16 protein-coding genes and 1 pseudogene are annotated in these 21,642 nt (G+C 39.3%); 8 read left to right on the top strand and 9 right to left on the bottom strand.

The genetic code is table 11. The features are described 5' to 3' along the window. Positions 1–91: 91 nt before the first annotated feature. From NE363_RS05560 to glnA, 4 genes are all read right to left on the bottom strand, one after another. Positions 92–1,537 (bottom strand): lipase family protein, encoded by a 1,446-nt coding sequence (locus tag NE363_RS05560; RefSeq protein WP_445535992.1) that lies wholly within the window; start codon positions 1,535–1,537, stop codon positions 92–94. A gap of 110 nt (positions 1,538–1,647) precedes the next feature. After that, on the bottom strand, positions 1,648–2,526 hold the full coding sequence (gene ubiA / locus NE363_RS05555; RefSeq protein ID WP_077163013.1) for a 4-hydroxybenzoate octaprenyltransferase: 879 nt from the start codon (positions 2,524–2,526) through the stop codon (positions 1,648–1,650). Further along, positions 2,523–3,032: a chorismate--pyruvate lyase family protein gene (locus NE363_RS05550; protein ID WP_134261920.1), complete on the bottom strand. Its 510-nt coding sequence runs from the start codon at positions 3,030–3,032 to the stop codon at positions 2,523–2,525. Before NE363_RS05550 ends, ubiA begins: the two co-directional genes overlap by 4 nt. Before the next feature lie 125 nt (positions 3,033–3,157). Continuing rightward, positions 3,158–4,573 (bottom strand): type I glutamate--ammonia ligase, encoded by a 1,416-nt coding sequence (gene glnA / locus NE363_RS05545; RefSeq protein WP_171057781.1) that lies wholly within the window; start codon positions 4,571–4,573, stop codon positions 3,158–3,160. Positions 4,574–5,275: 702 nt separating this feature from the next. Here glnA and NE363_RS05540 point away from each other — a divergent pair. The 6 genes and pseudogenes from NE363_RS05540 (at position 5,276) to NE363_RS05515 (ending at position 12,091) form a co-directional block, all read left to right on the top strand. Further along, a pseudogene (locus NE363_RS05540) lies at positions 5,276–6,837 on the top strand (peptide MFS transporter). After that, positions 6,834–8,636 carry an aminopeptidase P family protein gene (locus tag NE363_RS05535; protein ID WP_445535991.1) on the top strand — a complete coding sequence of 601 codons (1,803 nt, stop codon included), beginning with the start codon at positions 6,834–6,836 and terminating at the stop codon, positions 8,634–8,636. Before NE363_RS05540 ends, NE363_RS05535 begins: the two are co-directional and overlap by 4 nt. Positions 8,637–8,926: 290 nt before the next feature. Further along, positions 8,927–9,511, top strand: a complete 585-nt coding sequence (locus NE363_RS05530) for an anthranilate synthase component II (protein ID WP_039250772.1) — start codon at positions 8,927–8,929, stop codon at positions 9,509–9,511. Between the two features lie 9 nt (positions 9,512–9,520). Next, a complete protein-coding gene (gene trpD / locus NE363_RS05525) occupies positions 9,521–10,570 on the top strand; it encodes an anthranilate phosphoribosyltransferase (protein ID WP_077164829.1) in 1,050 nt (349 codons plus the stop codon). 9 nt (positions 10,571–10,579) lie between these two features. Beyond that, on the top strand, positions 10,580–11,386 hold the full coding sequence (gene trpC, locus NE363_RS05520; RefSeq protein WP_445535990.1) for an indole-3-glycerol phosphate synthase TrpC: 807 nt from the start codon (positions 10,580–10,582) through the stop codon (positions 11,384–11,386). Between the two features lie 9 nt (positions 11,387–11,395). Then, positions 11,396–12,091 carry a Smr/MutS family protein gene (locus NE363_RS05515; protein WP_019457760.1) on the top strand — a complete coding sequence of 232 codons (696 nt, stop codon included), beginning with the start codon at positions 11,396–11,398 and terminating at the stop codon, positions 12,089–12,091. Positions 12,092–12,101: 10 nt separating this feature from the next. Here NE363_RS05515 and xdhC read toward each other — a convergent pair whose 3' ends face one another. From xdhC to xdhA, 3 genes are read right to left on the bottom strand one after another with little or no spacing between them, the layout of a single operon-like run. Next, positions 12,102–13,085 (bottom strand): xanthine dehydrogenase accessory protein XdhC, encoded by a 984-nt coding sequence (xdhC, locus tag NE363_RS05510; RefSeq protein ID WP_445535989.1) that lies wholly within the window; start codon positions 13,083–13,085, stop codon positions 12,102–12,104. 6 nt (positions 13,086–13,091) lie between these two features. Beyond that, positions 13,092–15,467, bottom strand: coding sequence for a xanthine dehydrogenase molybdopterin binding subunit (gene xdhB / locus NE363_RS05505; protein WP_445535988.1), 2,376 nt, complete (start codon positions 15,465–15,467; stop codon positions 13,092–13,094). Between the two features lies 1 nt (position 15,468). Continuing rightward, on the bottom strand, positions 15,469–16,968 hold the full coding sequence (gene xdhA, locus NE363_RS05500; RefSeq protein WP_445535987.1) for a xanthine dehydrogenase small subunit: 1,500 nt from the start codon (positions 16,966–16,968) through the stop codon (positions 15,469–15,471). Positions 16,969–17,228: 260 nt separating this feature from the next. On the opposite strand from xdhA, the gene folE reads away from it, so the two are divergent. Beyond that, positions 17,229–17,777 carry a GTP cyclohydrolase I FolE gene (gene folE / locus NE363_RS05495; protein ID WP_001187844.1) on the top strand — a complete coding sequence of 183 codons (549 nt, stop codon included), beginning with the start codon at positions 17,229–17,231 and terminating at the stop codon, positions 17,775–17,777. A 147-nt stretch (positions 17,778–17,924) separates the two neighbouring features. After that, positions 17,925–19,076: an ADC family extended-spectrum class C beta-lactamase gene (blaADC, locus tag NE363_RS05490; RefSeq protein ID WP_445535986.1), complete on the top strand. Its 1,152-nt coding sequence runs from the start codon at positions 17,925–17,927 to the stop codon at positions 19,074–19,076. Positions 19,077–19,144: 68 nt separating this feature from the next. Here the strand turns inward: blaADC and NE363_RS05485 are convergent, their stop codons facing one another. Both NE363_RS05485 and NE363_RS05480 read right to left on the bottom strand, forming a co-directional pair. After that, a complete protein-coding gene (locus NE363_RS05485; protein ID WP_445535985.1) occupies positions 19,145–21,028 on the bottom strand; it encodes an Lnb N-terminal periplasmic domain-containing protein in 1,884 nt (627 codons plus the stop codon). 70 nt (positions 21,029–21,098) lie between these two features. Continuing rightward, a complete protein-coding gene (locus tag NE363_RS05480; protein ID WP_077163023.1) occupies positions 21,099–21,569 on the bottom strand; it encodes a DUF3015 family protein in 471 nt (156 codons plus the stop codon). Positions 21,570–21,642 lie beyond the last annotated feature (73 nt).

The raw sequence follows: 21,642 nt of genomic DNA, 5'->3' as shown, positions 1-21,642 counted from the left end.
CATTAATTTTAAGATATGTAACAATATAACAAAAAAGAGCCTCTATAAAGAGGCTCTTTTTTTACCTAACTAAAAGTTAGCTTAAGGACACTTAGAACTTACCTGTACAGTGAGGGCTTTGGCTAGCATCTTTCTGTGCATCAGTTAGAACAATTCCTGTACCTGCTGACATATTGGTTTGAATAAAGTCTACAGCATTTGCATTTTTACATACAATTGCTTGTGTATGCGTTGCATTTGGTACAATTGTTAAATTATATCCCTTATCGTATCCACCTTGAGGGAAAAACTTCAAAGCATTTGCTTTCATATTTGCGAATAAGGCTTGCGTTACCACTGGTAATACGGCCTGATCTTTTTCACCTTGAATAATGAATACAGGTGCTTTAATAACTTTTTCAGCTGTAGCATTTGTTGCAGGTTGAGTCACGGTCAAGAAGCTTTGAACTACTTGATCTGCTTTGAATTTGTTCAGATCAATACCATATTGTGAAATTTGATGTGTAGGATCAGCTAAGAAAGCTAAGATTCCCGCCTTAAACTTCGCTTGTAAGCCATTTGCAGTATCAGGTGCTGGATAACTTAGACATGCGCCATCATCACCTGTACGACCATAAGCTAATTCAGCAATGTCAGCCGCTCCTGATGTAAAGATTGACTTCATGTCATAATTGGGTTGCTGTGCTTTAATTCCTGCACTTGCAAAAGCAGCATATGCTAACAATTCAGCATAACCATCAGCAATTTGGTCAATCATCGCCTGACCTTCAGCTTCTGTAATCAATTTATTAGCCACTGCATAACGAACTTGCAGCAAGTTTTCATCCAATTTATTTACTGCTTTAGGTTTTCCGTTTGCATCAAGATTAAATTGCGGATCAATATAAATTTGAATGATTGTTCCCAAACTTGAAGCAGGTGCTCCGGCTACCGCACCTTTATAACTTGCATCCGTATTAGCAAACTCAGCAGTACCCAATGATGCATGTCCACCTTGTGACTGACCAATTGACATCCAATCACCTTTCAACTGGGTACCATAATGGTCTTTTGCTGCTTTGACTGCCGCTAGTGCAGATTTCGCTTCACTTGATAAGTTTAAGTATGGATGCACCCCAGGGGTACCTAAACCCTCATAATCTGGCGCAATAATGACATAACCCGCTGCCAATAAATTTTCAGCTAAAATTTTAAATCGAGGATTAATTGCATTTTTACTTGGTGCACAACCATCACCCACTCCAACAGTTCCATGTTCCCATACCACCACTCGATAACCATCTTTAGGTTGTGTAGCTTTTGGAAATAAAACCATAGCTGTAGCAGTGGCTGTTTTTCCCTGAACATTTGTCATGTTATAAGTCATTACTTTAATTGATGAAGCATTATCAACTTGATCAATAGCGTAGTTACTCTCAGACAAAAAAGTTTTATTTGAATCTATCCCAGTGTAATCGTCATTATTGTCATTACACGCTGTAAGAAATAATGCTGAAACTGATAATGTTATAGCTAAAGCAATTTTTGACCGTTTCATAAAATATCCTTTTTATGTATTGTTTATTCCGCATATTTTTTATGCACAAATATTAAGACATAAAAAAAGTGCTCTGCATAGAACACTTTTCAACCTTACGGTCATTTTTACTATATGAAATTTAAAAATATTCCTAGAAAAATAATTAATCCAACCCAGCGATTGTGACGGAATGCCCAGAAACAAACCTGAGGATTGCGATCTTTGGTTTTAATTGTTTGATATACAAAATCGAATGCCACTAAAACCAAAGCAATGATCGCCCATGGAAATAAAATATTTTCTAAATATAATGCGCTTCCAATCAAAACAAGGCTGGTTACTTGTAAAAGTGCAATAATTTGGATGTCATAACGCCCAAAAAGAATAGCGGTAGATTTCACGCCAATTTTTAAATCATATTCACGGTCTGTAATTGCGTATTGAGTGTCATAAGCCACTGTCCAAGCCAAATTTCCAAAATAGAGCAACCAACAAGTTAGATCTGGAGTTTTACCTACAGCAGTAAAAGCCATAGGAATCGACCATGAAAATGCCGCTCCTAAAAATACCTGTGGCAAGTTGGTATAGCGTTTCATAAATGGATAAATAAACGCTAAAAATAATGCTCCAAATGACCAGTAGAAAGTTTCTATAGGTAAAAAAAACAAAAGACATGCGCTTGCTAAAACAAGGCCCAAGAAGACATATACTGCTTCCCTTGCACGGATAACACCCGTTGCTAAAGGACGTGTTTTTGTACGCTCTACATGACCATCTACTTTACGATCAGCAAAGTCATTAATAGCACATCCAGCAGCGCGCATAAAAATGACGCCTAAAATCATAACGAATAGAATATCTAAATGAGGTATTCCTTTTGATGCAACCCAAAGTGCCCACATGGTTGGCCAAAACACCAGTTCGGTTCCAATTGGCTTATCAAATCGACATAGATAATAATAAGCTTCTAAACGCTGACGCCATGTTGTACCTGTTGCAGTCGTCATAGTAATTCCTTGTCGTGCTGCTGATATAAAAAAGCTTCAAAAGCTGGTAAGAATGTTTCTTGAACAATAAATTTACACCCATGCCAAGTATAGCAACTTTGTCGCGTCCAGCCTTCTGGTAAGCGAATAACACGGCGATCACACAGTGGAGTTGTTCTTTGAAATAAAAACTGGCCTATCGGTTTAGAACCAATATGCTGAAATATACGGGCTTTTTTTTGTAAGCTTTGAATTGGAAAAATACTTTTTGCTTTAACCCACGGCTCTACTTCACAACCATATAAATAAGTTTCCCTCACCCATGAAGTGTGGGTATGAGGCATATTCATCCATTGACTGTCTGCAAAAGTTAACCGTTGAAAATGTTCTTTGAAAGGTTTTACGCTGAACTGTCCACCGCCAAGTTCAGTTAATTGTTGTGTCAGAGAACCAGACGCATACAACCATGTTTTCAATGCAGGATTTAAAACTTGTTCCTGTTTAAGTACTGGTTGACGTTTACGCATAATCTGCTCACATGAAAACTCGCACCTAGTTTACCCCAATTTTTTGATAAAAAACGTAGAGAATTCAATCAACATTCCAAGCAATAAAAAAGCCTGCATAAGCAGGCTTTTTTACGAAATACGTATTACAAGCTGTAGTACATATCGAATTCAACTGGGTGAGTAGTCGTGTTAAGACGACGTACATCTTCAGTTTTAAGTTCGATGTATGCATCAAGCATTTCTTTAGTGAACACGCCGCCTTTTAACAAGAATTCGTGATCTGCTTGAAGTGCTTCAAGAGCCATATCTAAGCTATGAGCAACTGTTGGGATTTTTGCTTCTTCTTCTGGAGGAAGATCATACAAGTTCTTATCAGCAGCTTCGCCCGGATGGATCTTGTTTTGGATACCGTCGATACCAGCCATTAACAATGCAGCGAAACCTAAGTACGGGTTCATCATTGGGTCTGGGAAACGAGCTTCGATACGCTTACCTTTAGGGCTAGAAACGTATGGAATACGGATAGACGCAGAACGGTTACGTGCTGAGTAAGCAAGCATAATTGGTGCTTCGAAGTGAGGAACCAAACGCTTGTACGAGTTTGTAGATGGGTTTGTGATTGCATTCAATGCACGAGCGTGCTTGATGATACCACCGATGAAGTACAACGCCATTTCTGAAAGGCCAGCGTATTCATCACCAGCAAACAAGTTCTTGCCATCTTTAGAGATAGACATATGAACGTGCATACCAGAACCGTTATCACCTACCATTGGTTTAGGCATAAACGTAGCTGTTTTTGCATATTGATGCGCAACGTTCCAAACAGCATATTTGAACTGTTGAACTTCGTCAGCTTTACGAACAAGTGTATTGAAGCTCACACCAATTTCTAACTGGCAAGATGCAACTTCGTGGTGATGTACTTCTACACGACCTGGGCCCATGATGTCTTCAATTTTTGCACACATTTCTGCACGCATATCTTGTGAAGAATCAACTGGAGGAACTGGGAAGTAACCGCCTTTCACACGTGGACGGTGGCCAGAGTTACCAGACTCATAGCTGTTACCAGTAGACCAAGCAGCTTCTTCAGCGATTAATGTATGACGAGCGCCAGACATATCGATGTCCCACTTCACTTCGTCAAATACAAAGAATTCTGGTTCTGGACCGAAGAATGCAGTATCACCGATACCTGTAGATTTTAAGTATTCTTCTGCACGGCGAGCAATCGAACGTGGGTCACGCTCATAACCTTGACCAGTTGAAGGTTCAATAACGTCACAAGTCACAACTACAGTTGGTTCAGCAAAGAACGGGTCGATGAAACCAGTTTCTGCATCTGGACGTAAGATCATGTCAGACGCTTCAATGCCTTTCCAACCAGCGATTGAAGAACCATCAAACATTTTACCGTCTTCAAAAGTATCTTCATCAATAGAATCAGCTGGGTAAGTTACGTGCTGTTCTTTACCCTTAGTATCAGTAAAGCGAAAATCGACCCATTTTGCGCCACTTTCTTGTATGAGTTGAAGGACCTTGTTCGCCATGCTCATTTTGCTCCAATGAAATTTTGTTGCACTTGTTGAGTGCGTGTTAGTTGCTGGTATTTATAAAGCAATTCTCATACCAACTTTATAAGACTTACCTAAAACATTGAATTACTTATATCTATTCATGATTTAGGCCCCTTGTCTTGAACCCATTATACTGTTTGAATGTGCAAATGCACCATATTCACACATTTTCAAATTATGGCATATTTAAACAGCTCATTATTGCCCTAATTTAGTGCAAAATTGTTGCACTGATATAACCCACTGCATCAATTTCTAACAGTCATTTCTGATCATAATACTTTCTTATATATAATGTTGAGATTGTTATCAGATTACACAAAAAATTTTACGGGTCTTAAAGCCATAGATCTCGCTCATTTTTACGATGCTTAAATGAGTCAAGCTAACTCATTAAGTAATCCAAATAATCTTTCTGTTGTTTACCTACAATCTTATAAATAGTTTTCATTTTTATGAATTCTTATCTTTCATTTCAGCACTATACAGTTCTTTGATTCAGCAAATGAACACTGATCATAATTAACACCTAATAACTAACTCCACTATTCATGTTCTTTTTCATTCACTTTTTTTATACAAGGTAAATTTGCTTTTATTATTAAAAATAACTAAAAAATAAAATATAAATTTTGGTTATAAATAATCAAACTAAAAGTTATGTTTATAAAAAAACAGAAAATCATTCAAGGATTTGAATAATGAAACATGAACTTAAACAGCCAGATAAAGCATTTTTTGGTCATCCTAAACCGCTACAAGGCTTATTTTTTACAGAGCTTTGGGAAAGGTTTTCTTATTATGGTATCCAGCCTTTACTTATTCTCTACATGATTGCTATGGTCAATGAGGGTGGCCTAGCACTCGACCGACCAACGGCTGCCGCTATTGTTGGGTTATTTGCAGGTTCAATGTATTTAATGACCGTCTTTGGTGGATGGGTTGCAGATAACTGGTTAGGGCAAGCACGTGCTGTCTGGTATGGATCAATTATTATTGCCTTAGGTCATTTATCAATTGCCCTTAGCTCTCTGTTTAATCAGTCTTTCTTTTACTTAGGTTTAGTACTGATTGTTTTAGGTACCGGATTATTTAAAACCTGTATTTCGGTGATTGTAGGAACACTATATAAAACTCATGACGCAAGGCGTGATGCAGGTTTTTCTATTTTTTATATGGGAATTAACATGGGGTCTTTTATTGCCCCACTCATAACGGGACTGTTGGTACAAAATCATGGCTGGCATTTAGGCTTTGGTATTGGTGGCATCGGAATGTTAATTGCTTTATTAATTTTCCGCTTTTTTGTACTCCCGCAACTTCAAACTTTTAATGAGTTACGTCAGGAAACCAACACCTGCAATAAACCTGTTGTAGATAATAAAAATGCACCCAAAATTGTATTTAGTTTTTTATTCGTAGTTGCGATGATTATTGCGTTAACTTTGTTTGGGATTATCCACATTAACCCAGTCGTGGTAGCAACCTACTTAACCGTAGGAATTGGCCTAGGAATTATTGCTTACTTTGCTTATTTATTGCTTTTCCTTAATTTAGATCAAAACGACAAATTTAAAATTATTATTTGTTTTGTGCTATTGATCACTTCCGCTCTTTTTTGGTCTGCTTTTGAACAAAAGCCAACATCTTTTAATTTATTTGCTCAGGACTATACAAACCGCAATGTTTTAGGCTTTGAAATTCCAACCGTATGGTTCCAGTCTATTAATGCCTTTTTTATTATTATTTTTGCCCCAATTGCAGCATGGCTGTGGGCAAAACTAGGCAAATCGAATAAAGACCCCAATTACATTTCAAAATTTATTATTGCGCTTTTACTTGCGGCAGGCGGATTTTTAGTAATGTCGTTTGCTAGCCGTTTTGCGATTAGTGATGGTTTGGTTTCGCCGTTTTGGATTGTAGGCAGTTTATTTTTACTTACGCTAGGAGAACTCTGCCTAAGTCCGATTGGTTTATCGACCATGACCAAACTTGCACCAAATGTAATTCGTGGGCAAATTATGGGACTATGGTTTACAGGTACTGCTTTAGGTAATCTCATGGCAGGCCTAATTGGCGGACAAGTTTCAGCAGATGCGATCGAACATTTACCTAGTTTATTTATGCGCTGCGTATTGGCGTTGGTTATTGGCGCAATCGTGTTATTTTTATTAAAGAAACCCCTGAATAAATTAATGAATAAAACTAGCAACAAAGTTCAACCTAATTTGGAAACGATATGACCGACTTAACTGTTCCAGAAAAACTAGCAAAACTTCGTGAACTCATGACCACTCAACACGTTGATGCTTTGATTGTTATGAGTGCAGATCCTCATATGTCAGAGTATTTACCTGACTACTGGAAAGCAAGGCAGTGGTTAAGCGGTTTTAGTGGCTCTGTTGGCACCTTAGTTGTGACCCAAAACTTTGCTGGACTGTGGGCTGATGGTCGCTATTGGGGGCAAGCCGAACAACAACTCGCTGGAACTGGATTTCAATTACAAAAGCTGACCAGTGATGAGTCTTCAACACATCTTGCATGGATTGAGAGAAACTTATCCGCTGGTTCGGTTATTTCAGTAAACGGTCAAACGCTTTCAATCCAGCAATTTAAGGCTTTAGAAGCTACAGCAAAACAACGCGGTTTTAAACTTGAAACACAACAAGATTTAATCGGTTCAATCTGGTCCAACCGCCCTGAACTTCCTTCAGAGCAGATTCATTTAATGTCCGAAGGCTTAAATGCACTATCTCGTAAAGAAAAAATTCAGGCGCTTCGTGAAACTTTACATAGCAAGCATATTACGGGTCATTTTATTTCATCTTTAGATGATATTGCATGGGTCTTAAATGCACGTGGGCAAGATGTAGAATATAACCCAGTATTTCTTTCGCATTTATATATCAGTGCTCAACAAGCTGTTTTATTCATTGAAAGCAACAAAGTCGATTCAACCACTCAACAGGCTTTCAAAGCAGATGGCATTGAGATTCGTAACTACCAAGATACAGCTCAGTTTTTAGCAAATATTTCAGATGCCTCGGTACTTTTAGATCCAGCCAAAGTATCGGTTTTTCATGAACAAGCCATCGCAAAAGATATTCAGGTTGTCTACGACATCAACCCAAGTACACTTTTTAAATCGCGTAAACATGAAAGTGAGATAGCTCATATCCGTCACGCCATGGTGAAAGATGGTGTTGCACTATGTCACTTTTTTCACTGGTTGGAAAAAGTACTTCATCATGGTGAAAGCATTTCAGAACTGACTATTGATGAGAAAATTACAGCCTTCCGTGCTGAGCAAGAGGGTTTTATAGGCCCAAGTTTTTCAACGATTGCTGGCTTTAATGCCAATGGTGCCCTACCCCATTACCGTGCAACTGAAGAGCACTATTCATTTATTAAAGGTGATGGTCTGTTACTGATTGACTCTGGCGGGCAATATGTTGATGGAACAACGGATATCACCCGTGTTGTTCCCGTCGGGACACCAACAGAGCAACAAAAACGTGACTACACCTTGGTTTTAAAGTGTCATATTGCTTTGGCAAAAACCATTTATCCAGAAGGTTTAGCTGCTCCTCTACTCGATTCAATTTGTCGCCATACTTTATGGCAACATGGTTTAGATTATCGCCATGGAACAGGCCACGGCGTAGGCTTTGCGCTTAATGTACACGAAGGACCGCAAGTGCTTTCTTATTACGCACCAATACATGCCCATAGCAACTTGCATGACGGAATGATTATTTCCAACGAGCCAGGTCTTTACCATGAGGGACAATACGGTATTCGTATTGAAAACCTCGTTGCAAACCGTCTCCACTCTGGATTTGAAAAAACTTACGGTGAATTTTTAGAGTTTGAAACGCTGACCCTTTGCCCGATTCATTTAGATTGTATCGTTATTGATCTGCTAACGAATGAAGAGAAAGATTGGTTAAATGGCTACCATCAAACTGTTCAAGAAAGACTAGCTGAACACGTGTCTGGCGATGTTTTAGATTGGCTGATTTATAACACACGTAAGATTTAATCTTCTTTTATGAATAAGGCAGAATAATTTTTATTTCCAATACAAGTTTATTTTGCCTTATTTCTATTTACTATAATTTTAAAAAGCACCCATTCCCAAAGCTTTTTTCTGCAAATTTCTAACGAATGAAATAGTTAAACTGGTTACTTCTTTTTTTGTTATATTAGCCGTTTAGAAAGCGGCTTTTTATTTGAGCAAATAAAAGTACTTTTTAAAAAGTGAGTAACATTGTGAGTAATACTCTAGTCACTTATTAAATATATATTAATTATCATGAGGTTAAGTTCATCATGCTTCTAATGATCGACAATTACGACTCTTTTACCTACAACATCGTCCAGTATTTTGGCGAGTTGAATCAGGAAGTAAAAGTAGTTCGCAATGATCAAGTCACATTAGAGGATATTGAACGATGGCAACCTAAATATCTGGTTATTGGTCCTGGTCCTTGTTCCCCAAGTGAAGCTGGTATTTCAATTCCTGCAATTAACCACTTTGCCGGAAAAATTCCTTTGCTTGGCGTGTGTTTAGGACATCAAAGTATTGGGCAAGCTTTTGGCGGAAACATTGTAAGAGCCAAAACAGTGATGCACGGACGTTTATCTGATATGTACCATAGCAATAAAGGTATTTTCAGTAATCTTCCTAGCCCATTCTCGGCAACTCGTTATCATTCGTTGGTGATCGATCAGCAAACTCTGCCTGATTGCCTTGAAGTAACGTGCTGGACTAATGAAGCAGATGGCTCAATGGAAGAAATCATGGGTGTTAAACATAAGACATTGCCTGTTGAGGGCGTGCAGTTCCATCCTGAATCAATCTTGAGTCAACATGGCCATCAAATCTTTAAAAACTTTTTAGATATTTATGCATAAGTGATCCCTATGAATATTCAACAAGCACTTAACCATATAACAAAAAATATTCACCTGACTCAGCCGCAAATGGAAGACATTATGCGTAGCATCATGCAGGGTGAGGCAACCGAAGCACAAATTGGTGCTTTGATGATGGGCCTTCGCATGAAAGGTGAAAGTATTGACGAAATTACTGCTGCTGCACGTGTCATGCGTGAATTTGCCATCAAAATTGATGTCAGTGATATCAAATATTTAGTTGACATTGTCGGCACGGGTGGCGATGGTCAAAACTTATTTAATGTCTCGACCGCTTCAAGCTTTGTAATTGCGGCGGCAGGTGCAACCATTGCCAAACATGGTAACCGTGGCGTTTCAAGCAAATCAGGTTCATCAGACTTACTTGAGCAAGCAGGTATTAATCTTGATTTAGACATGCAACAAACTGAACGCTGCATCCGTGAGATGGGTGTAGGGTTTTTATTTGCTCCAAACCACCACAAAGCAATGAAATATGCTGTTGGACCGCGACGAGAGCTTGGTGTTCGCAGTATCTTTAATTTACTTGGCCCGCTTACGAATCCGGCTGGTGTAAAACGTTTTGTGATTGGTGTATTTTCAGATGAACTTTGTCGTCCAATTGCCGAAGTGATGAAGCAACTTGGTGCTGAACATGTGATGGTGGTTCATTCAAGAGATGGGCTTGATGAAATTAGCCTTGCAGCGCCTACAACTGTTGCTGAACTCAAAGACGGTGAAATTACTGAATGGACACTTACCCCTGAAGATGTCGGAATTGAGTCACAAACTTTAAACGGTTTAGTGGTTGCGGATGCTGCTTCCAGCTTAAAGCTCATTAAAGATGCATTGGGTAAAAATAAAACTGATGTTGGTGAAAAAGCAGCAAATATGATTGCGCTTAATGCAGGCGCAGGAATTTATGTGGCGGGTATTACCAAAACTTATGCTCAGGCTGTTACCTTCGCTCAAGATATTATTTACGGCGGACAAGCTTTAGAAAAAATGAGTGTTTTGGCTGAATTTACCAAAACATTAAAACAATGTCAGGCAGATTAAGGATTTCTCATGATTAATATTCAAAATACCATTTTAGGTAAAATTGTTGACCGTAAACATGAGGAACTTGCTGCGCGATTAAAACAACGTAATTTGCAAGACGTTGAAGAATTAGCAAAAGCTGCGACTCCAGTACGTGGCTTTGCAAATGCTTTACAACATAAACGTCCGGGTGTGATTGCTGAAATTAAAAAAGCCTCTCCATCAAAAGGAGTTATTCGCGCAGACTTTAATCCTGCTGAAATTGCCCAGCAATATGAACAAGCTGGTGCAGCCTGTTTATCGGTACTAACTGATGTTGATTTCTTTCAGGGTGCAGATGAAAATATTGTGATTGCTCGCAATCATTGTGCCCTGCCTGCTTTGCGCAAAGACTTCTTGGTCGACCCATACAATGTAGTTGAAGCACGTGCTTTGAATGCTGACTGTATTTTATTAATTGTTGCTTGTTTATCTGACCAGCAACTCGAAGAAATGTCAAAAACTGCGTTTGAACATCAACTAGATGTATTGGTTGAAGTTCATGACGAAGAAGAAATGGAACGCGCGTTAAAGCTTTCTGAACAATGTTTATTAGGTGTGAATAACCGTAATTTAAAAACGTTTGATGTAGATTTAAATACGTCTATCCGATTGAAAAAATTACTTCCAGCCTCACGTTTATTAATTACTGAAAGCGGTATTGCGACGCCAGACGATGTGCATATGATGCAAGAGCATGATATTCACAACTTCTTGGTCGGCGAAAGTTTTATGAAACAACCACGTCCAGATCAAGCTTTTACTGCTCTTTTTGGACAACCTCAAACGGTTTAATGAAGATATATGAGTAATAAAGATTCATCGCTTTCTAAAGAGCAACAAAAATTATTGAAGCAATTTAAAAAGCAAATCTCCAATCCTCATTCAAGCAAAATCGCAAATCAGCCTGAGACTAAAAAATCTCAGGCTGAGCCTGAAGAATTGGAAGATACACATTTGTTTCAACAAGCTGTTGCAGGTGTTAAACGCATCAACAATAGTAATGTGGCTAATGTCAAACCACCTCGTGCCAAAAAAGTCGATGCACAAACACTAGCTAAACGTGCAGCTGCCGAAGGCGGCCGTGATACCGAACATGCTGAATTGTCAGACACTCAAGCTGCTTTAAATCCAGTCGCAAGCCAAGCTTCATTAAGCTATCGCATTGCAACACTTCAACATAAGGTGTTTGAAGACTTAAAAGCAGGCAAGATGCGTTGGTTTGAAGCTGTAGATCTACACGGCTGTACCATTGAACAAGCACGTGATGCAGTTTTACAAATTATCCAGATGGCAAAAGATGAAAATCAAAATGTCATTAAAATTGTACATGGTAAAGGCCCCGAAGCGGTCTTAAAAACCTATGTCAACGGATGGTTACGCCAACATCGTGATGTTTTAGCCTTTGTAAGTGCTCCAGAAAATCAAGGTGGCACAGGTGCAGTTCTCGTGCTGCTTAAACGCGCAGAAAAAAATCCAAAGTTCGAACAAAAAAAATGATCCTTTGGGATCATTTTTTTACATCAAATACCTGTAATAATTGAGCAACCACTGCAACGGCAATCATTGCAGGTTGTTTCGATGAAATTCCTTCTACCCCGATCGGGCAAACTAAACGTTGCAAAGTTTCAGGAGTATAACCACGTACTTGCATACGCTTTTCAAAAATAGCTCTTTTACTTTTTGAACCAATCATTCCGACATAAGCAAATGGTTTCGCCGTAGGTTTTAAGGCTGTAAAACACAATTGCAAATCTAGTTGATGATCGTGCGTTAAAATTAAAATTGCCCCCGAACGATCAAATTGCTCGATCTCGGCGTCTAAGGTATCAGTCGGTATACATTGCACCTGTTGCAGTAAATCGGATGGAAAAATATCATCACGCGGATCAATCCATTTCACCCGAACTCCAATAGGCAATAAACAACGAACAATTGCTTCACCAACATGCCCGGCGCCACAAATCAGCACTTGCATAGCATAAGGTTTTATCTGCTGGCTAAATTGCCATTCTTCACTACTGCCAGAATGAAACTCGAAACTTGGTTGTTGTTCTATATCCTTAGTCTGCCAAGTGGATGCATATTGATATGAGACGGTACGCCATATATGCTTTCCGCCTCGCCATGCTTGCAAACTCGCAGATAAATCCGATGCGATCGCAGCGGGTGATATTTTTTCAAACAATAACCACATCACCCCGCCACAACACTGTCCCAGCCGAGCACTGAGGTTAAAGCGTTCAATACGCCTCTCAGAAGTTTCCATTTCACTTAACATTGCTTTAGCAATATCAATAGCCTGAAATTCTAAATGTCCACCACCGATCGTATCTGACTGCTGCCATTGCTGTTGCAAATTAAACCGCAATAACATGGTTGCACCAACTTCTCGTGGTGTTGAACCATCAGCGCGAACTACTGTGACCAATACCATAGGCAGAGCATCGACTTGCCACGCCACAAAATCAGTCCACCATTGTAAATGTTGCATAATCTTCTACATTTTAGCTTGTGGTCGGTCAGCCAAAGCTTGTCCGCGTCCAATCGCAATCGCGCGTAAAATTTCTTCGGCAGTTGCTGGAGCATTGAGTACGAGCGGTGCATTTTCTGGAATAGCCGCCTGTACTGCCTGACGAATTGCAGAGAACACTGATAATGCCAACATAAATGGCGGTTCACCTACCGCTTTGGAGCGGTAGATGGTGTCCGCCTGATTTTGGTTATCAAACAGTTTGACATTAAAAATATGAGGAATGTCCACACTGGTCGGGATTTTGTAAGTTGAAGGTGCATGGGTAAACAAGCGACCTGCGTGTGGCCCCTGCGGCTGCCAATACAGCTCTTCCGTCGTGAGCCACCCCATCCCCTGTACAAAACCACCTTCAATTTGCCCAATATCAATTGCTGGGTTAATTGACTGCCCGACATCATGCAAAATATCGGCACGTAATACTTTCATTTCCCCTGTTAAGGTATCTATTGCGACCTCGCTGACCGCTGCGCCATAAGCATAGTAGAAAAATGGGCGCCCTAAATGGTTGACCTGATCATAGTGAATTTCTGGCGTTTTATAAAAACCACTGTCCCATAATTGCACACGCGCCATATATGCCCGTTGAACCAAGTCAGGAAATGTCCATGAATGGCCATTCGCTGTTGAAACCATACTATCTTCAAACTGGACTTGGTCAGCATCACTATTACTTATTTCAGCTGCAAGTTTTGCCAGACGCTCACGAATTTTAATACAGGCATTTTGAACCGCTTTACCATTTAAATCTGCTCCACTCGATGCTGCGGTTGCTGAAGTATTTGGAACCCGAGAAGTATCAGTTGCAATTAAACGAACACTATCGATTGGTAACCCCAGCTCATGTGCAGCAACCTGACGTACTTTGGTATATAACCCCTGTCCCATTTCTGTACCGCCATGCGTAATAGAAACAGTGCCATCCATATACACATAGACCAGTGCACCCGCCTGATTGTAATGTACAGCATTAAACGAAATGCCAAACATTAATGGGGTTAACGCAATACCACGTTTAATGATGTCATTGTTCTGATTAAAAGCATGAATGCTCTGTTTGCGTTTTGCATAATCACTACTTTGCAATAATTCGGCTACTAATTTTGGCGCAACATTATCACGGACTTCTGCCCCATAGTGCATACGGTCACGTCCAGCACCGGGCTGCTCGGCAAAGAAATTGCGCTGACGAATTTCAACTGGGTCACAACTTAAATAACGAGCAATGTCATCAATAATATTTTCAATGACAAACATGCCTTGCGGTCCACCAAAACCACGGTATGCCGTATTGGAAACAGTATTGGTTTTACAACGCAAGTTACGTAGCTCAACTGCATTTAAATAATAGGCGTTGCCAATATGGCAAATTGCTCGTTCATTTACTGGCCCAGAAAGATCAGCCGAAAAACCGCAGTTTGAAGCCAGTTGCACCTTTAAGCCTTGTAAAAGACCAGTGTCATCAAAAGCTACAGACCACTCATAAGCAAAACCGTGACGTTTGCCTGTAGCACTCATGTCATCATCACGATCTAAACGTAATTTACACGGACGACCTGTTTTTTGTGCTGCCAAAGATGCAATGCATGCCCACTGCGCCGATTGCGACTCTTTACCGCCAAAACCACCACCCATACGGCGACTTTCCACACTCACCTGATGCATATTCATGCCTAATGCATGACAAATCAGCAGCTGCATTTCGGTTGGGTGTTGTGTCGAGCAATAAACTTTTAAGCTCTGATTTTCTTGTGGAATCGCATAGGAAATCTGTCCTTCTAAATAAAAATGCTCTTGGGCGCCCAGCTCAATCACCCCAGAAAGTTGATGTGCTGCATTTTGAAATGCCTGTTCAACTTCACCATGACTAAATTCAACAGGTGGTAACACCCACGATTCTTTTTCAATTGCATCTTGAATCGTTAAAATTGGAGTTTCAGGCACATACTCAATTTTTGCTAAGCGAACTGCCTGACGGGCTTGCTGATAACTCTCGGCAACGACCACAAATAAGGCTTGTCCATAAAATTCGACCTGCTCTTCGGCAAAAATCGGGTCATCTTTTACAATTGGTCCCCAATTATTTTCAACCTCAATATCCTTTGCCGAAAAAACTGCATGGACACCTTCAGCCTGACGTACTGCATCCAAATCAAACTTACTGATTTTGCCTTTGGCACAATTTGAAAATCCGACAGCTAGGTGCATGGTATTTTCAAGCTCAGGTAAATCATCAATATAAGTTGCCTGCCCCGTCACATGTAAATGCGCGCTCTCGTGTGGAATCGAATCACCTGCTTTAGCTGATTTTTTAGAAATATTTAAGTCAATGGTTTGATTCATTTTAGATCTCCACCATAGCGATCAAGTCATTCACACGAGTGATCGTTTGAGACAGGATTTTTTCTACATAAAAACGCTGTAAACAGTTTTTCGCGACGTGTAAACGATATGCCGAGCTAGCACGTCCATCATCTAAAGGCTGATAGTCTTGCGACAATGCCTGCTGCGCCTGAACGATCAATTCTGCTGTAATTTGCTGGCCTTCTAATATGGCTTCTGCATATTTTGCACGTTTGGGAATAGCTGCCATACCACCAAAAGCAATTCTTACATTGTGAGTGACATCATCATTATCTAACTCACAAGAAATAGCCGCACATACCGCAGAAATATCTTGTTCAAAACGTTTAGCAATTTTATAGCTGGCAAATTTAAAATGCGTCTGCCCTTCACGAAGTGGAATAACAATCGACTCTACAAACTCACCAAGTTGTAATGCTGTTTTTTGATAATCTAAATAAAAGTCTTCCAAGGCAATTTCACGAGTCTGTTCACCTAAGCGCAAAATTAAGCGTGTTCCTAGCGTAATTAATGCTGGCATTGAGTCGCCAATAGGCGAACCATTGGCAATATTTCCACCTAAAGTTCCAGCATTTTTAATAGGCATGGAAGCAAAACGGCGCTGTAATTCCTGAAAGTCAGGATAAAACTCTGAAATTTTGATGAGTGCATCACTCAAACTTACGTTTGCCCCAATCGTTAAAGTATGGTCTGTGACTACAATCTTTTTAAGCTCTTCAACCTGACCGATATATAGCATATCTCCTAAATTACGGCCTTGTTTTGTGACCCACAAACCAACATCTGTACTACCTGCAACAATACGGGCTTGCGGCAACTGTGAACGTATAGCAGTAAAATCCCGCAAAGTTTTGGGTGCAAAAAATTGCTGAGCATGATGATTTAAATGCAATGCAGGTAATGCTTGAATATCTTTTAATACATGAATTACTTTTTGACGTTCTAATTGAACACGCGGATAGTCATATGCTTTTTTTGCTGCATCTAAAATAGGTCGATAGCCCGTACAGCGGCACAAATTTCCAGAAAGATAATCGCTGATTTTATCTTTGTTTGGTGGTTCTTGCTCATTTTCATACATTGCCCATAACGACATGATAAAACCGGGCGTGCAAAAACCACATTGTGAGCCATGCATATCCACCATTGCCTGTTGTACAGGATGCAATGTCCCAGCTTGTGTAGGTAATAAATTATGAAGATCTTCTACTGTAAATAAAGCTTTACCATCTAAAGTCGCTAAAAACTGAATACAGGCATTCACGCTCCGTAATTGCAAGCTGTCATTGACTAACTCACCAACCACTACTGTACATGCACCACAATCGCCCTCAGCACAGCCCTCTTTTGTACCAGTCTGCCGAGTCTTATCGGCTTGCGTATATTCTCGGAGAAATTGTAAGACCGTCATGGTGGGTAATACATTTTCTACTTGTTGCTGACTGCCACGAAAAAAAAAGGTAATTGGACGTTCTGACATTTTTTATCCTTATGCTCTATAGTACGGCATATTTGCAAATATGATGCCATGAGGCGATCATTTATAACTTAACTGTATTAGTCGCACATTTCATGTTCAAATACTTGACTATTAACGATAAAAAACATGAAATTTATTCACCATTTATCCAACGCGTACCGAACAGGATAAATATAGTGCGACGAGTTATGAACATCAGGTCATGTTTCTGATACAATGCCGAGCTTGTCTAATAGAGTAAATTTATACGCCTTATGTCAATGCAGCAATCGTACGCAAACATTCTGACTGCCGTCGGTGAAGACCTTAATCGTCCCGGCCTTAAAGATACGCCTGTGCGTGCGGCTAAAGCTTTTTCATATTTAACTTCTGGCTATAGTAAAACTTTAGAAGAAGTCACCAATAATGCTGTTTTCCCATCAGATAACCATGAAATGGTATTGGTGAAAAATATTGAATTTTATTCGCTTTGCGAACATCACCTCCTTCCATTCTATGGCCGTGTTCATGTTGCCTATTTACCAGAAGGCAAAGTTCTTGGCTTATCTAAATTTGCACGTATTACCGAGATGTTTGCTCGTCGTTTGCAAATTCAGGAAAATCTAACTCAGCAAATTGCTGAAGCTGTGGCTGAAGTGACTGGTGCTCGCGGTGTTGCTGTCGTAATTGACTCTGCACATATGTGTATGATGATGCGTGGTGTAGGTAAACAAGAGTCTACAACCCGTACAGTTTCTTTTGTCGGAGATTTTAAAACTGACAAAGAAGCACGCCGTGAATTCTTAAGTGCAGTACCAGAAAGCTACTAATCTGGTAACTACTGCAAAAAAGCCCGACTCAGTTGGGCTTTTTTATATTTAGATAAAGCACTTACTCTATAAAACATAACAATCAAATTATGTGATTTTTGTTATAAAAGTACACATCTTTAATTTTAAATAATTTATGAGTTAATCATGCGATTTAACAAAATTTCTTGCTTACTTTTATCCCCTCTTTTTATTTTTAATACCTCAATTTATGCAGGGAATACACCAAAAGAGCAAGAAATTAAGAAACTGGTTGATCAAAATTTTAAACCGTTATTAGAAAAATATAATGTGCCGGGTATGGCGGTAGGTATTATTCAAAATAATAAAAAATATGAAATGTATTATGGCCTTCAATCTGTTCAAGATAAAAAAGCTGTAAATAGCAGTACCATTTTTGAGCTAGGTTCTGTCAGTAAACTATTTACCGCTACAGCAGGTGCTTATGCTAAAAATAAGGGAAAAATCTCTTTTGAAGATAAGCCAAGTAAATACTGGAAAGAGCTAAAAAACACCCCGATTGATCAGGTCAATTTACTTCAACTTGCTACTTATACCAGTGGTAATCTTGCGCTACAGTTTCCAGATGAAGTACAAACAGACCAACAAGTTTTAACTTTTTTCAAAGACTGGAAGCCTAAAAATCCAATTGGTGAATATAGACAATATTCCAACCCAAGTATTGGCCTATTTGGAAAAGTTGTAAGCTTATCGATGAATCAACCTTTTAATCAGGTTTTAGAAAAAACCATTTTTCCAGACCTTGGCTTAAAACATAGTTATGTCAATGTACCTAAAACTCAGATGCAAAACTATGCATTTGGCTATAACCAACAAAATCAGCCGATTCGAGTTAACCCTGGTCCCTTAGATGGTCCAGCTTACGGCGTTAAATCGACTCTTCCAGACATGTTGGGGTTTGTTCATGCCAACCTCAACCCGCAGCAATATCCAGCTGATATTCAACGTGCAATTAATGAGACACATCAAGGTTTCTATCAAGTAGGTACCATGTATCAGGCGCTTGGTTGGGAAGAGTTTTCTTACCCTGCAACCTTACAAACTTTATTAGACAGTAATTCTGACCAGATTGTAATGAAGCCTAATAAAGTGACTGCTATTTCTAAAGAACCTTCAGTTAAAATGTTTCACAAAACTGGTTCAACCAATGGCTTCGGAACATACGTCGTATTTATTCCTAAAGAGAATATTGGTTTAGTCATGTTAACCAATAAACGTATTCCAAACGAAGAACGCATTAAGGCGGCTTATGCTGTGCTAAATGCGATAAAGAAATAATCATCTTTAGCTAAAACAAAAAAGAGAAATAGATGAAATCTATTTCTCTTTTTTTATGAATATACGATTTAAAAGAACCAGACATATCCTAAGCTTGATTTCATCCAGTCCAAATGATTTTGTTTTTCATAATCCCAATTCAGGCGAATAGCATTATTGCTATTAATGGCATATTGCCACTGGGTATTTAAGCGTAAGTTCCATTGGTTTTGGTCTTCCCAATAGGGTAATTCAACTTGTATTACTGAGTTAAAGTTTTCAAACCACTGATTCATACAGCCTAGAGTTGGCCCCATTCCTACACGCCAACCTTTATCTAAATTTGAACCTGCTTGAACATAAGCTTGGACTTGTCCATAGCACACATGTTTACGCTCATAGTCCGCAACACTATAGCCAACTTGGGTATTAAAACTCGCTACGCCATGCTGTTTTTCATCACTATAAACGCCGTCATGAACTGCTTCTTGACGCCAGCCTAAGTTAAATCCCCAACTGAGAGGTGTTTTGAATGGTTGGATCGGGTTATAGGAGTTCACTTCTAACAGATCAAGATGCTCAAGTTTTAGATGATCGTTACGCCACTGCGCACTACCATTTAAAAAGAGCAATTGAGTACCAGCTCGATACCCTCCTTGAGGGTCAATCAAGTCATGGTAAGCCTGTCTATGTCCAATCTCGATAAACTTATCACCTTGTACTTCGCCCAGTTTTAGCGAAACATTGCGTGCATTATGGCCCTGTGTTGGCTCGGTAGAAGGCCGTTTAGGTTCTTGGCGTTGTTTATCTAAATCAATCTGACTTCTTAAAGCCAAAAGCTGCCTTAGCTGTGGTTGAGCAAAACTTTCTTCAACTTTTCGACTAATGAATTGTAGATATAAATCATCGTAAGCCATCTCAAGAATTTTGGCCTGATCTGGCTGACTATACGACTTAAGTATTTCGGAGGACTCTTTAGTTGGCATCATGGCTACCTGATGAGCAACTTTTGCCAAAGACGCGCCATGCTGATGAGCTTGAGCTAATAATTGAGTCTCTAAAGCTGGTCGATACACAGGAGCATTAGTAAGTCCTTGCTGCTGCATCGCTTTAATCGTTTCCATTGGAATAGAAGCGTAATTAAACTTTTCTTGTAAGTTAGACTCAGGTTTAACCAAATCAACCAATCCCAATAAACGATAGGCGCAGTTGTCACTCACAAAGTAATAAGGGAAGCTCACATGTTGCATTTCCCAAATATGAGACACTAAAAAGCGTGTTTCCTCAGGAGATAGATTTAACTCATATTCCCATAAGTCACGACTTTCAAAATCACCATACTCTTTTACCTTACGATAATAAGGCATAAGTGAATATTCACCCGGATACTGCCCTGTTAAGCCTTTCCAAGCATATGACCAGTTGTCATTGCCTGCGACAGTGGCTGCATAATTTACAGCGTAAGAAACGAGGTTTAACTGTTTTTGATCTTTAGGGTCTAAGCGCAATAGGGTATGTCCAAACATTGAGCTTGGATTGCCCATAAAGTCTGTCGCGTAAATTAGCGTCGCTTTATAAGGTTTAATCTGGCCAATCCAGTTTTCAAACTCTGAACATTTTACTTGCGGTAATTCATTTTCTTGAATGCCTAATTGCTTTATAAGCCATTGACTGCGTGCAGGAAACTTACAACGAATTGATTGATTGTCTGGAGCTGGTGCAAATAATGCTGTGATATCTGCTTTCTGTTCTTCTTTTAAATTATTTTTCCCATTTGGCGCCATAAAATAACCAGAGTAACTCACTTCACTCTTCTGGTTTTTATTGGCATACATCAGACGTTGCCATGTGATGTCTTGATCTAACTTTTTTTGTTCTGCAATAGACCAGTAGTTTTGAATAGATGGATTTATTTCTGCTGAATACGCAATATTAACTGCCAATGAGGCAAAAATTAAAACAACCGATTTCATTAAGCTCATCAATTTTTATCATTAAATATAAGAAAAACCCTGCCAAATGACAGGGTTTTCAATTTCAAACTTATACGTAAGCTTTTAAAACGTCGTCTTTAGCCATTACGTTTTGTAATGATGCCAATACTTGAAGTGTGTTTTGGTTGTCTGCTGAATAGATTTCACCAAAGTTTGCTTTTGAAACTTTGAAGAAACGATCTTTGTCTTGTGGTTTAATTTGCATTAACTCAGCAAGTACGTTCAGGCTTTCACCTTGGCCTACAGCCATATCACGCGCTAAAGTTTCTGCATTTTCATTTGTGAAAGTAACAACTTGAGCTGTTACTGTTCCGCCTTGACGGCAGCCTAAAGTACCAAAAGTAATACCTAATAATTGGTTAGTAAAAATACCGTTTGTTGTTGCAGCAAGAATTTTAGGCGCTACTCCTTTTTTGCCTGCCCATACTTGCGTACCCACACCACAACCTACATCGTTATCAGCCATAGCAACACTTGAACCAGCTGCTAATAACGCAGCTAAAGCTAATTTTTTTAACATGATGAATATCTCCAAAAATCATTATTGATTTGTTTCTTATGTATTGTTATGTGTAACTATTATTACACCCTTT

This window comes from Acinetobacter sp. G18, assembly GCF_052660225.1.
Note: the sequence above shows the minus strand (reverse complement) of the source record. Positions and strands in the feature narration are given on the sequence as shown.